The sequence below is a fragment of the Alterluteimonas muca genome (assembly GCF_021191595.1).
GTDB classification, from domain to species: Bacteria; Pseudomonadota; Gammaproteobacteria; order Xanthomonadales; family Xanthomonadaceae; genus Luteimonas; species Luteimonas muca.
In genome coordinates this window covers 295007-308638 of the sequence record NZ_JAIWPS010000001.1, presented here as the reverse complement: position 1 = coordinate 308638, position 13632 = coordinate 295007, and the positions used below count along the sequence as shown (strand labels likewise).

Genomic DNA, 13632 nt, shown 5'->3' with positions numbered 1-13632 from the left:
AGATCCGGATTGGCTGGGGGAGGGAGGGACCGCACCGGCGTGGCCGGCGCGACATGTTACGCCGTTGCCCGTGCCGAGGGCGGGACACTGCGTACACCGTGACGCGCAAGTTTTTCCGGGAGCGGCCGTTGAATGCCCGTCGTCGCCGGGCAGCGGCCTCACCGACCACCAGACGCGGACGCCGCCCTGCGGCGGCGTCCGGCATCACATCAGCCTGGTGTCAGTGCGCCCAGCTGTTGGGGCGCGTGGATTCCGGCAGCACCTTCGCCTGCAGGTGGCGATCGGTATTGAGCAGGTGCATCGCGTCGGCCAGGATCGCCGCCGACTCGCGCAGCAGCGGATCCGGACGTTCCTCGGCGGCCTTCTCGCGAGCGGTGTCCACCGCAATGTCGCGCTCGTTGGCGAACAGGCCGTCGTCGGTGTCCTCGGCCAGCGGATCCAGCGGCAGGCCGAGTTCACGACGCTGCGCCTGGCGGTCGCGGCGCTTCTGCTCCTGGCGTTCGCGCTCGGCGCGACGCTCGGCCTCGTTGAGCACCACGTACTTCTTCGCCCGCTCGGCACGGAACTCCTCGACGTCCTCCACCCACCAGCTGAATTCCGCGTCCTCGGCAATGCGCGCCTCGTGCAGCACGTTGAGGCGCGGCAGCAGCGGCGCGAAGTCGCCGTAACGGGTGTGCGGCACCGCGGCGATGCGCGTCCACGGCAGCGCGTTGTCGTTCGTGCTCTCGCCGAACTCGCTGGCATCCACGGTCACCGGGAACATCACGTCCGGCACCACGCCGCGGTTCTGGGTGCTGCTGCCACCGGGCAGGAAGAACTGCGCCACGGTCAGCTTCACCGAGCCGAAACGCTGCTGCTCGTTGCCGGGCCAGCGGTCGAGATCAACCAGGTTCTGCACGGTGCCCTTGCCGAAGGTGGTCTCGCCGATCACCAGCCCGCGCCCGTAATCCTGGATCGCGCCGGCGACGATTTCCGACGCCGAGGCCGAGCCCCGGTTGATCAGCACCGCCAGCGGACCTTCCCAGGCCACGCCCGGGTTGCGGTCGGCTTCGACACTCACCCGGCCGCCGGACTCGCGCACCTGCACCACCGGGCCGGTGTCGATGAACAGCCCGGTCAGCTCGACCGCCTCGTTGAGCGAACCGCCGCCGTTGTTGCGCAGGTCCAGCACCACGCCGTCGATGCCATCGGCCTTGAACTGCTCGAGCAGCCTGGCCACGTCGCGCGTGGCCGAGGCGTAGTCGCCATCGCGGTTCCGGCGGCCCTGGAAGTCCTGGTAGAACGCCGGCAGCTTGATCACGCCCACGCGCGTATCGGCGGCATCGCCATTGCCCGGGATCTCGATGATCTCGGACTTGGCGGCCTGCTCCTCCAGGCGCACGCGCGCACGCGTCAGCACGATCTGCACCGGCTCGCTGTCCATGCCGGCCTCGGCGGGGATGACCTCCAGCCGCACCTGGGTGTCCTTCGGACCCTTGATCTTCTCGACCACGTCGTCGATGCGCCAGCCGACCACATCCTCGACCGCCCCATCGGTGCCCTGGCCGACACCGACGATGCGGTCGCCGACGCGGAACTTGCCGCTCAGCGCCGCCGGGCCACCGGCGATCAGTTCGCGGATCACGATCACGTCGTCCTGGCGCTGCAGCTGCGCGCCGATACCCTCCAGCGACAGCGACATGCTCTGGTTGAACAGTTGGGTGCTGCGCGGGTTGAAGTAGTCGGTATGCGGATCGATCGACGCGGTGTAGGCGTTGAGGAAGCTCTGGAACGCGTCCTCGCCATTGAGCTGGGCGACGTTGTTGGCGAGGTTGCGGTAGCGGCGGTCGAGCGTCTCGCGGATCTGCTCCGGCTCGCGGCCTGCCAGCTGCAGGCGCAGCCAGTCGTTGCGTACCGATTGCCGCCACACGGCATCCAGCTCCGCCTTGTCGGCCGGCCACGGCGCATCCTTGCGGTCGTACTCCCAGCGGTCGTCGCCGGTGAAGTCGAAGATGTCCTGCTTGAGCAGCTCGCGTGAATGTTCGACGCGCTCGGCCACGCGCTCCTTGTAGAGCGCGAAAATGGCGAAGGCCGGCTCGAGCTGCCCCTTGCGCACCGCCATGCCCAGTTCCGGCGCCAGCGGCTCGAAACGGGCCACGTCGGCGGCGGTGAAGAACATCTTCCCGGAGTCGAGCGCCTCGAGATAACGGCGCACGATGTCGCGCTCCATCTCGGCATCGAGCGGGCGCGGGCGGTAGGCATAGCGGCTGTCGGACAGCAGGCCGTGCACCAGCTGCGCGGTGCGCACCTGGTCGACGCTGGGCGATGCCGGGATCGCCGACTCGCCCTCGGCCCGGGCCATCAGCGCAAGCGGCACCGACAGCGCGACGGCGATCAGGGCGGCGGAGATCAGGCGACTTGCTTTCATGTATGGACTCGTTCCTGGCCGGCCGCGAGGGCGGTCCGTCACTGCAGTGTGGACGCTCGATAGACGCGATCCAGTGCCGAAAGTTGCAGGCACGGACCCACGTCATGACGCGGATTCACTCTAACCGCGGCCAGTCGCCCGCAGGTGAACGCTGGTTACGCCCCGCAGGGGACACGCGGGGGCGATCAGGCGGCCGCGACGCCTGCTTCCATCGCCTGGCGATCGGCGTGGTACGAGGACCGCACCAGCGGGCCCGACGCCACATGGCTGAAGCCGATCCCCATGCCGTATTCCTCGAGTGCCTTGAACTCCTCGGGCGTCCAGTAGCGCAGCACCGGGTGGTGGTGCGCCGACGGCTGGAGGTACTGGCCGATGGTGACCATGTCCACGTCGTGCGCGCGCAGGTCGCGCAGGGTGCCCTGCACCTGCTCCATGGTCTCGCCGAGGCCGAGCATGATCCCGGACTTGGTCGGTACCGACGGGTGCTGGGCCTTGAACTTCTGCAACAGGGTCAGCGACCACTGGTAGTCGGCGCCCGGGCGCACGTTGCGGTACAGCTCGGGCACGGTCTCGACATTGTGGTTGAACACGTCCGGCGGGTTCTGCGCGAGGATCTCCAGCGCCCGCTCCATGCGGCCCTTGCCGCGGAAATCCGGGGTGAGGATCTCGATCCGCGTTGACGGCGTGCGTGCGCGGATCGCCGCGATGCAGTCGACGAAGTGCTGGGCGCCGCCATCGCGCAGATCGTCGCGGTCGACCGAGGTGACCACCACGTACTTCAGGCCCATGTCGGCGACGGTGCTGGCAAGGCTGAAGGGCTCGGTCGGATCCGGCGGCTTCGGCCGGCCGTGGGCCACGTCGCAGAACGAGCAGCGGCGGGTGCAGACCTCGCCCAGGATCATGAACGTGGCGGTGCCGTGGCCGAAGCATTCATGGATGTTCGGGCAGCTGGCCTCCTCGCACACCGTGACCAGGCGGTTCTCGCGCAGCTTGGATTTCAGTGCCGCGACCGCGCCGTTGGACGGGATGCGCACGCGGATCCACGACGGCTTGCGCAGCACGGGGACATCGGCGAACTGCACCGGCGAGCGGTTGATCTTGTCGCCAGCCAGTTGCTTGGTGCCGGGCTGCAAACCGCTGTCCGCGGGTGCGAGCACCTGCAGGGGGATGGTCCGGTCGGCGGTTTCGGTCATGGCCGTCTCGTGAAGTCGTGGGGGAGTCGGCGGCGTCAGGCCGCCTGGAGGTCGAGCGGGCCCGCGGCGGGCTCCAGCCGCAGGCCGAACTGCGACGCCAGTGCGTCGAGCAGGACCGGCTTCACGGCGTCCATGCCCGAAGGTCCGCCCAAGTCTAGCACCGAGGTCACCTGCAGCCCTTCGTAGCCACAGGGGTTGATGCGCGAAAACGGCTCGAGGTCCATGGCCACGTTGAACGCCAGGCCATGGAAGGTGCAGCCGCGGCGCACGCGGATGCCCAGCGCCGCCACTTTGGCGCCGGCGACGTACACGCCGGGTGCACCCTCGCGGCGCGCGGCACCGATGTTCCATTCGCCCAGGGTGTCGATGACCGCCTGCTCGATGCGCTCGACGTACTCGCGCACCCCGACTTTCAGCCGCTTCAGGTCCAGCAGCGGATAGACCACGATCTGCCCCGGCCCGTGGTAGGTCACCTGGCCGCCGCGGTCGACGTGGACCACCGGGATGTCGCCGGGCATCAGCACGTGTTCGGACTTGCCGGCCTGGCCGAGGGTGAACACCGGCTCGTGTTCGACCACCCACAACTCGTCGCGGGTGTCGGCGTTGCGGGTGTCGGTGAAGCGCTGCATCGCCCGCCACACCGGCTCGTAGGGCTGGAGGCCAAGGTCGCGAAGAAGGGCGGTGGTGGCGGTCAAGGCAGCACGGTCGGGCGGCAAGGTCCGCCATTATCCGGTACCGCGCGGCAGCCCGGGACGGCAACTCCGGAACAGCGTTTCCCGGCACCGCTGCGTGCGGGAGTGTGGCTGCAGCCGCACCGGGGTGCGTCATCCGGCAGGACCATCGCCGGCGCCCGGACCGGCACAGGCGGCGATGGAACTTGCACCGGGTGCAACCGCGGATCAGCCGGAAACGTGGACCCGGTGTATCGCGGTCACAGCGTCCACTTCACTTCGGGGTGCTCACGCAAGGCGGCATGCGCGGCCTCGTATTCCTCCCGCGAGTTGGCACGGAAGCTCAGCTTCACCGAGACGAACCGGCCGCCGCTCGATCCACGGCTGCGTACCGATTCCTCCAGCACCACCAGCCCGGCCGCCTGCAGCAGCCGCGGCATCTCCGTCTCCAGCCCCGCCGATGCGGGCCCCATCGCAGTGATCTCGAACACACCGGGGAACTGGAAGCCGTGCTCGGGGTTGTCTGACCTGATGTCCATCGGCCAATTGTGGGTGCGGCGATGCGGGTTTCCAAGGGAGCCCTGCGCCCCGCGTCCGCGTCTGCGTCTGCGTCTGCGTCTGCGTCTGCGATCTACGGTGCGGCAGCCTGCCGGCGGATGGTCGGCACGATCCGGTCCCAGAGTGCCACCGCGGTCGCATCATCCATCTGCGGTGCTCCACCCGGATCCTCCTCCCGCCCCGTCGTGAGTCTCACGAGAACGCGCGGCGCTGTTGGCACCGCCCTCTGGACGGTGTTCTCCGCATAGAACCCGTGCAGCCGGCGGCCGTCCTCGACGAAGGTCCCCAGCCACTCCTCACCCGGATCGCCCGCGACCAGCACACGCCCGGCACGCAGGCGACGCGGCTTGACGCCGAGCCCCTCGAGATTCGCCTCGCCACGCCGGATGAGCGAAGGCTCCTCTGGCGGCTGTCCGAAGGTGTTGATGTCGAAACGCAGGGTCACTGGCACGCCTTTCACCTGGCCTGAGTACACGAACTCTCCCTCTTCTTCATCGCCACGCAGGCCCACCCGGATATCGCCGATGCAGTAGCCCCCGGTCGCCGTGCCTGCATCGTGCTGTGCCTCGAGTGACCCTTGGAATGCGAGGAGCCGCGCCTTGACGGCATCGATGGCGTCTTCGGAGAACGCGGTCTCCGCGAGCACGACGTGCGATCGACCCCGCAGGGCGTGCAGTTCGATCCGCAACGCCATGGTGGTATCGATACTTGCGTACGACTGGATCATCTGCAGATGTCGGTCGATACGCTGCCGATCGACCAGCATCGGGACGGACGCGGTGAAATGCTCCTGCGTCGCAAGCCTCGCCGCCCGCTGATCGACCGCAGCCGCGTATGCCTCCTCGCTGGCGACGTCGCTGACGGTGACATCCAGCTTGGTCAGGTTCTCGTCCTGCCCGAAGTAGAAGGTCGCGTCGCCGCCTGCGTCCAGCTGCCTGGCATCGCGCCCAAGCGCGGCCGGCACTTCGACAAGGTACGGGCCGAGACACACCTCGTGCATCGGGACATCCAGCTCCTGCGCCGTGTGGCGCTCCATGCTGTTCTGCGTGCAGCCCGTCGCAAGGAAACCGAGAGTGACCCAGCTCGCGGCGTGGATGAGCCTCACGATCAAGCGGCCGGCCTTGTGCGAGCCGCGATTCTTGTGGATCAAAAAAGGCGAGCCTGCATGTAGTCAACGGAGTCGCGAGGCATCAGCAGGGCCGTTGACTCGAGTCCGCCCCGACTCCAGATGGTCGTACCCACGGTACTCCACCACACATCAGTTCAACGCCGGCTCGGGGGTAGCCGTGGACTCTGTATCGACCACGTCGACGGTTCCCGGCGTGTATTTCTGTCGTCCGAAATGGATCGTCCGCCAAACGGTGAGGTCACCAGTGAACCAATGCGAGATGGAGTCATGCCCATAGCCGTCAAAGAACTCCTCGACAGCCGCCGGCAATGGCTCGGGATTCTCCCAGGCCGCGAGCATGACCTGCTCGCTCATCGTCAAACGGCCACCTCGTGCCCGCTTTCGCCGCAGGCTGTCCATACGTCGGGCGAGCGTAGACGTCTCCCTGTCCAGACCGCGGCGCTGCTTTCGCACTTCTGCACGTTGGTCCCGGCGATCCCGGATCAGCGCATCAAGGCGATTCCATTCTGCCTGCTCCGCAGGCGTGGGACGCTGAATCATGGGCTCTGCATACGGGTCAGGCAGGTGCCGCTGCGCACGTGACAACGTGCGCAGTTCGGCATCGAGTGCCGCTTCGCGTTCACGCAGGCGCTGCATGGATCCGGTATTCCCACCGGCATCGACGCGTACCTTCAGCCAGCGATGCAGGAGTTCCATGTGCGCGGCCTGGACGTCCTCCATCCTCCCGCGCTTCCGGGGTACGGCCTGCAGGTAGCCATTGTAGGCAGCGCGCAGGTTCTCGTCGTCCCTGTCGAACTCGGCCCTGATTTCAACGGGCAGATCACCGATGTCTCGCAGCAGCACGCCCCCTGCCCTGGCCATTTCGTACAACTCGTTCAGCGCAAACCGGGCGACGCTGTTCTTGCGCCCTTGGTGGGTGGGGTCGTAGCCCCCGCCGACGTCGGAATGCACACCGGGGTACCAGATCTCGATGGTGTTCGACGGATAGCGAGCGCCGTCGCGGGTCGAGTCCAGCGAGAACTGCGGGCGCAACTCGTGCGCTGCGGTCATGTGCACGCACAGCTCGACCAGCGACGGCAGCGTCACATCGTGCGCCCACAGGTTGTGGCCGTTGTTCTGGTTGATCATCGCGCCGGCCATCAAACGCCATACCGAGCAGACGGTATCGAAGATGCCCAGGAAACCGACCCGCAACGGCACCTGCCGGTACTGGAAGCTGCCGTCGGCCTGCCGTTCGCAGCGTGCGGCCAGATCGCGGACGAACGCGCGCGCCTGGGCAGCGCCGCGGGAAAACCCGAACACCGAGACGTTGACCACAAGGATCCGCATCTGCGCCGGCTGCTTGTCGATCAACTCGTCGAGTTGCTCTAGCGCGTACGCCACGCGCTCCGCACCACCGGTGCCGATCGCCTGCCCCCTGATTCCTCCCTTGTCGCCGACTTCCGAGAAGGGAGTGCCGACCCCAGGCACATAGGGGACAAGAATGTTGTCCTCCTCGTCTATATGTGCTCGGTGCAGTCTTGCTATGTTGGAAAATGCACGCCGATCTACCGGCTTGCCAAGCTCCTTATCACGATTGTTGCCGGTGCCATCAAAGAACACCGACAGGTGCAGCACCTGCGTACAACCCGCTGCCGCATCGTCCGGCCCCACGATCGCGCAGTTCAGCGCCTGCTGGCGGCGTGCCAGTTCCGCATCGCTGAGCGGGCGGGTGCCGCGAGCCATCCGCGCGATGCGGGCATTGGGATCCGCATTTGCAACGGGATCGGGGGACCCCGGCTCCAAGTCGACCTGGCCAGGGATTTCGGTTGGATCGTGGTTATCGACGGCCATGTCTTCTGTGTCCTTCTGGAATCGGAATACGTCTGAAATCGAAAACGTTGTCCTTCCGGTCGATCACTTCCGCCTCAACCCGGCCATCCGGATAGAAATGCAAGACCAGTTCGTCCGGATCATCCGGATAAGGTAATTTCAGGGCAACCCGGGCCTGCTTGCTGACAAGCTCCCCATCATCAACGTACCTATTCGTATCAAGGTCGTAGTAACTTGCAGAGATGTCCCACGTTACGTCTACGAAGTGTTGTGTGTTCCGGTTACGGGGCGGGCGTGGCCCCATGGCCGATTTTCCGTTGGTATAGGCAGACGCGTCTCCCAGCCACATGCCGTCGACCGTGATGTCGAGGATCGCCCGGTCCGTGTAGTTGAATGCAAACAAGGTCAGCGGCCTGGGCTGCTCGCGGTTCTTCGCGAGAGCCGTCGCACAACCCACCAGCAAAGCTGTTGTGACAAGCAGCGCGATCCAAATCAACGCTTTCGAACTATCCATCGACCATCATCTCCTGCGGCGGACTCTCTACTCTCGGCTGTCTGATCACGTCATGTCGTGTGGCCCACCGCTTCCAACTTCCTTCACCCGCTTGGCGCTGACCATCGTGCGTCACGCGCCGATTCGTAATGCGCGACGGTCGCGGTTCAACGGAATAAAGAGAACCCAACTCAGTTCGGGACAGCGTTGCGGCAAACTCCCCCAACATTCGCCGACTTCCAGTCACTCGTCCCACGTCACCTCCTCCTTTGGCCAGACCTCGTCGACGATATCCTTCGTGGTGCGACGTCCGGCCCCCAGGTCGCGCAGGCGCTGCTGCCATGCCGGCTCCTGGTGGAAGTCCTCGCCCAGCAGCAGCGCCCACGTGCAGACCATATGCAGGTGCTGTCCATCGCGCACTCCATAGCTGGCGGCCATACGCATGGTGTCACGCAGAAAGCGGTACTGGTCAGCGGGTGAAACGCGTGCGATCAGACCCGGGTCCGTGAGATTGAAGTGGTCGATGAGCGTGTACGGGTAGCTGTCGTTCATGAGCTGCCGGCGCTGCGGATCATCCAGGGCGAGGGGCGGCACATAGGGATCGACATCTTCTTCGAGCAGATCGATCTTCGCCCATCTACGCTCAGGCATCACGTACCACCATGAGCGTCCCAGCGCGAAGAATGACGCGCGCTGTGCACCGGTCATGACGTTGTGGAGCAGGGGAAGGACCCGCCCGTCATAGAAGCGGGCGATGAATTCCTTCCCGTTTGGCAGGCGTGCATCCAGTCTGCGCGTCAGGCGTCCCGCCAATTCCATCCGTGACAGAGACGTGTCCAGAACCGTGGCTCCTCCGCTGTACTTCGCCAGGCCAGCCAGTTGGCGGAAGAGAGCTCGCAAAGAGACGCCTTCGTTCAGCCACACGAGGAATACGGAGGGATCCGCAGAGCGGTCGGCCAGGAGTCCATCGAATAGTCGGACATAGCCATTGATCAGAGTTGACTGCGTTAAAAACACGGTCAACCCCGTGAACTGCGCCCCATCAAGCAGAAGGAATCTCTGCACAGGCTGTACTACGGGCCACTCCTTATCGGGAAACAGAACGCTCATGCATTTCATCCCTTCGGAGTAAAGGGAGCGGCGCGCCGCGCCGCAAGCAGCAGGCATTCCTTGCAGACGCTCTGCGGGAATACGTGCAACGGGTAGCGCATCTTTGTTGGCCCCACAAAACTCTTCTTCGCCGCATGCACCTTGATGCTGCCCGGACACGCGATGGTGATGTTGCCGCCTTCGATGGTGAGGCTGGCGCCGCCGGCGGTCGCGAGGTGAATGGTCTTGCCGGCGGCGAGGTCGACTTCGGCGTTGGCGCTGATGATCCGGAGCTGGTCACGGCTGCGGATGCGGACCTGGTCGTTCTGGGCCTGCAGGTCGAGCTCGCCCTCGCCGCTGACGAGGCTGAGGGTGTTGACTTCGGTCTGGCCTTCGACGGCTGCGGCAAGCACGCCGATCGCCTGGCCGGTGTGGATGCGCAGGTCGCCGGCGACCGCGAGGTTGCTGTTGCTGCCACTGGCGAGGGTGATGGTTTCGCCGGCGCTCCAGTGCAGCGACTGCCCGGCGATCAGGCCGATGCCGGCAGGTGCGGCGAGGCCGACGAGGGCATCGCCGGTATGCGGGACGCGGTCGGTGCCGGCGGCCGGGCTGCGTTCGCTGGCGGCACCTGCGGCTTCGTCCCATGCGCCGCCGGGCACGGTGGTGCGTACCGATGTGCGCAATGCGACCAGGGGCGACTGGTCGGGGATCAGGCTGGACTGATCGGCGCGCTGCACGCCTTCGTGCGCTGCGAGCTTCACGGTCTGGTGGGTCGTGGCCGCGCGGGAAAAGGTCTCGCCCAATCGCGCAAGCTGGTCGAGCAGCGCGGCCGGTGCGACGGCGGTGCCCGCGGGTGAGGCGCCATCGATGCCGTACGCGCTCAGCCACAGCCCCCGCTCGGCGCGGATCACGCCCCATGCATCGGTGCGCAGTTCGAAGCCTTCGCCACGGAAGCTGCCGCGGAAGTTGTCGGCCTGGTGGATCAGGTGGCCCAGGTTGAGCTGGCTGCAGGCGTGCGTGGTCGACAGCTGCAGGCGCAGCTGGCCATCGCTGTCGTCGAACAGCAGGCGGTTGTGGCCGCTGCCGCCCCACTCCTTCGACTGGATGCCCCATAGCGCGCCCCCATGACGATGCGCATCGTCGCCACCGCCCATGCCGTGCCAGGGCGGTGCATGCCCGCCGGCGAGGTTGGCCTGCGCGCTGGGGCGGTGATCGGAAGCCTGTGCATAGGCGCTGCTGTCGGCCTCGGCGGGCCTGCCGCCCGGCGTTGCCGGCACGCCGGCCTCGCCGCGCCCGTTGTAGAGCGCGCCCACCACCACCGGACGGTCGATGTCGCCATCGAGAAACGCCACCAGCACTTCCTGACCAATGCGCGGCAGGAACTGGCTGCCCACGCCCGGGCCCGCGTAGCGCTGCGCCACCCGCAGCCAGCACGAGGCGCGCGCGGTATCGGCGCCGGCGTTGCCCATGAAGTGGAAGCGCACGCGGATCCGGCCGAGACGGTCGCAATGCACTTCCTGCGCACCGGCAGGTGTGTGGCTGCCCTCGCCGTCGACGACGATCGCGGTCTGGTAGCCCGGCGCGGTCGGGCGGGGATTCAGGCGCGCACCGGTGGCGTCGGCAAGCACAGGACGCCAGGGGAGCTCGCGCGGTACCGCATCGAACTGGGCCGCGTACCCCACCGCCTCGGCACGCTCGCGCAGGGCGGAGGGCAGCTCCGCACTGCCGGCGGCCTCGCCGAGTACATCGCGCAGCTGCTCGCGCAGGTCGACCGGCAGGTTGTTGATGCCGAGCTGGCGGACGCCGGTCAGCACCAGTTCGTCCGCATCGGCGACGCCGGCCGCGGCCTGGGTGAGGCGGAACCAGGTGCCGGCGCGCAGGGTGCGTGCGGTCGCCTGGCCGATCCGGCGATCACGCTGCGCCTCGTCGGCCTGTGCGATCAGGCCTGCGTAGCGCTGCGCTTCCGGCGCGTCCGCGAAGGCGTAGGCGCCGACGGGGTCATAATTCTCGAGCGCGACGTCCGCACCGGTGCCCTGCATGGGCAGTCCGATGCCAAGTGCGCGGTTGCGCTTGTAGTCGTCGGTCAGCAGGGTCAAGCGGTCGCTGCCGATCCGCTGGTGGCGGCCGATCGCGAGGATGCTGTCCTGCGCCTCGGTGGCGTCGCTGCGATGGAAGCGGATGCCGCCGTGCCTGGCCGAGTCCGGGTCCTGCGGGAGCAGCGCACTGTCGGCGAACAGCGCCAGCACGTGCCCGGCGGGCGCTTCGGCGTCCTCCTCGATGCGCCAGCCGAGGCCCTCCTCTGCCAGCAGGCGCGAGACGAATGCGTAGTCGCTCTCGCGGTACTGCACGCAGTAGCTGCGCGGACGCGCATCGGCGAGAAACCCCGACACCTCGTCGCCGATGGTCCAGCGCGCCAGCGGCGCATAGCCCGCGAACACGCTTTCGACGATCTCGACCACGCTGCGGTCCTCGAACACGCGGCTGTGGCGGCCCTGGGTCAGCAGCCAGGTCCACGGCACCAGGTGCAGGCGGTAGCGCGCGAGGCCACCGTCGGCGCCCAGCAGCACCGCTTCGCGCACAAGCCCGCTGCGTACCGCCTCACCGCCATCGGCCAGCCGCGTCAGCAGGCGTGCAGGGCGGCCCAGCCACCCGTCCAGCGCGAGGCCGGCATCGGTGGACAGCACGTCGATCTGCCACTCGAAACCGTCGGACAGACGTTCCTCGCCCTGCCAGCGTTCGACCAGCAGCGGGGCATCGGAAGCGAGATCGAGCCGGTACAGCCGCGTCGCATCGTCGATGCGGGCCAGTCGGGCGAGGGCGGTGCGTGCGGCGATGGCATCCATGCGCGTGACTCCGGGCGGGCATCCTGCCCCCTGCCGCGCATCATGCCATCCGCGGCGGCCAGATCAAGCCGACGCGGTCACGCGCCGGCACCTGCCCGGCAGCCACGCGGGCCACCGGGAAGGCACAGCGGACTTCAGTCGGCGTTCCACCACATCAGGAATTCGTGCCACAGCCGCTTGAAGAAGCCGGCCTGTTCGACCGGCTGCAACGCGACCAGCGGCCGTTCGGCGATCACTTCGCCATCGAGGCTGACCTTCACCGTGCCCACCGCGGCGCCCTGCTCCACCGGGGCCACCAGCGTGGCCGGGATGTCCATGGTCGGCTTCAGCTGCTGGTACTTGCCGCGCGGCAGGCTGACCGTCAGCGGTTCCGCCAGCCCCAGCTGCAGTTCGTCGGCACGGCCTTTCCAGATGCGCTGGCTGCTGATCGCGGTGCCGGCCTCGTAGATGGTGTGGGTCTCGAAAAAGCGGAAGCCCCAGTTGAGCAGCGCCAGCGAATCGGTGGCCCGCTGCGCCTCGCTGCTGGAGCCCATCACCACCGCGATCAGGCGCTGGTCGCCGCGCTTGGCCGAGGACATCAGGCAGTAACCGGCGGCGGAGTGGTGGCCGGTCTTGATGCCATCGACGCTGTCGTCGCGCCACAGCAGCAGGTTGCGGTTGCGCTGGGTGATGCCGTTGACGGTCATCTCCTTGATGCTGTTGTGCGCGTACTCCTCGGGGTAGTCGCGGATCATCGCGCGGCCCAACAGCGCCAGGTCGCGCGCGGTGGAGTAATGGTTCTCCTCGCTCAGGCCATGCGAGTTGACGAAGTGGCTGTTCTTCAGGCCGATGCGCTGCGCATAGGCGTTCATCAGCGCGGCGAACGCGTCCTCGCTGCCGGCCACGTGTTCGGCCAGTGCGATCGCGGCGTCGTTGCCCGACTGCACCGCCATGCCTTTCTCCATCTCCAGCAGCGAGGCTGTCTGGTTGACCGGGAAACCGCTGTAGCTGCCGTCGGTGCGTGCCCCGCCCTTGCGCCAGGCGTTCTCGGTCATCATCACCTGGTCGGTCGCCGAGACCTTGCCGGCCGCCATTTCCGCGGCCACGACGTAACTGGTCATCACCTTGGTGATGCTGGCAGGCTCCACGCGCTGGTCGGCGTTCTCGCCGGCCAGCACCTGGCCGGTTTCGTAATCCATCAGCACCCAGGCCGACGCGTTGATCGCCGGCGGCGGCGGTGCGGGCATGGCGTCGCTGAGTGCGGCCGGTGCCGGCGCAGGGGCCGGCGTCTGCGCGACGGCGAAGCCCAGCGCGGACACCGCGAACGCGGCGGCGAGCACGAGGGTCGGGCGGAAAGAGGGCGACAGGAACTTCATGGACAACAGACTCGTGGAAAGCGGGCTCATGGACTGCAGGGACTCCTGACAGACGGCCCCTGCGGCCGTCCCGGTGGGATGG

The 13632-nt window shown here is 67.3% G+C and carries 10 protein-coding genes; all 10 read right to left on the bottom strand.

Annotation, left to right across the window (positions count from 1 at the left end):
* Positions 1–220 precede the first annotated feature (220 nt).
* The 10 genes from LDO11_RS01395 to LDO11_RS01350 all read right to left on the bottom strand — a co-directional run bounded on the left by LDO11_RS01395 (position 221) and on the right by LDO11_RS01350 (position 13550).
* Entirely contained in the window at positions 221–2407 is a 2187-nt protein-coding gene (locus LDO11_RS01395; protein WP_232139939.1) for a carboxy terminal-processing peptidase, read from the bottom strand.
* Positions 2408–2592: 185 nt separating this feature from the next.
* Positions 2593–3600 carry a lipoyl synthase gene (gene lipA, locus LDO11_RS01390; protein WP_232139938.1) on the bottom strand — a complete coding sequence of 336 codons (1008 nt, stop codon included), beginning with the start codon at positions 3598–3600 and terminating at the stop codon, positions 2593–2595.
* Between the two features lie 35 nt (positions 3601–3635).
* Entirely contained in the window at positions 3636–4316 is a 681-nt protein-coding gene (gene lipB, locus LDO11_RS01385; protein WP_435574574.1) for a lipoyl(octanoyl) transferase LipB, read from the bottom strand.
* A 215-nt stretch (positions 4317–4531) separates the two neighbouring features.
* Positions 4532–4810, bottom strand: a complete 279-nt coding sequence (locus LDO11_RS01380) for a DUF493 family protein (RefSeq protein ID WP_129134941.1) — start codon at positions 4808–4810, stop codon at positions 4532–4534.
* 92 nt (positions 4811–4902) lie between these two features.
* Positions 4903–5979, bottom strand: a complete 1077-nt coding sequence (locus tag LDO11_RS01375) for a T6SS immunity protein Tli4 family protein (protein ID WP_232139935.1) — start codon at positions 5977–5979, stop codon at positions 4903–4905.
* A 108-nt stretch (positions 5980–6087) separates the two neighbouring features.
* Complete coding sequence (locus tag LDO11_RS01370) at positions 6088–7791, bottom strand: T6SS phospholipase effector Tle1-like catalytic domain-containing protein (protein WP_232139934.1); 1704 nt, start codon at positions 7789–7791, stop codon at positions 6088–6090.
* A complete protein-coding gene (locus LDO11_RS01365; protein ID WP_232139932.1) occupies positions 7778–8284 on the bottom strand; it encodes a DUF3304 domain-containing protein in 507 nt (168 codons plus the stop codon). Before LDO11_RS01365 ends, LDO11_RS01370 begins: the two co-directional genes overlap by 14 nt.
* 222 nt (positions 8285–8506) lie before the next feature.
* Complete coding sequence (locus tag LDO11_RS01360; RefSeq protein ID WP_232139930.1) at positions 8507–9373, bottom strand: DUF4123 domain-containing protein; 867 nt, start codon at positions 9371–9373, stop codon at positions 8507–8509.
* A gap of 5 nt (positions 9374–9378) precedes the next feature.
* Positions 9379–12195, bottom strand: coding sequence for a type VI secretion system Vgr family protein (locus LDO11_RS01355; RefSeq protein ID WP_232139929.1), 2817 nt, complete (start codon positions 12193–12195; stop codon positions 9379–9381).
* Positions 12196–12329: 134 nt separating this feature from the next.
* Positions 12330–13550 (bottom strand): D-alanyl-D-alanine carboxypeptidase family protein, encoded by a 1221-nt coding sequence (locus LDO11_RS01350; protein ID WP_232139928.1) that lies wholly within the window; start codon positions 13548–13550, stop codon positions 12330–12332.
* Positions 13551–13632: the final 82 nt, after the last annotated feature.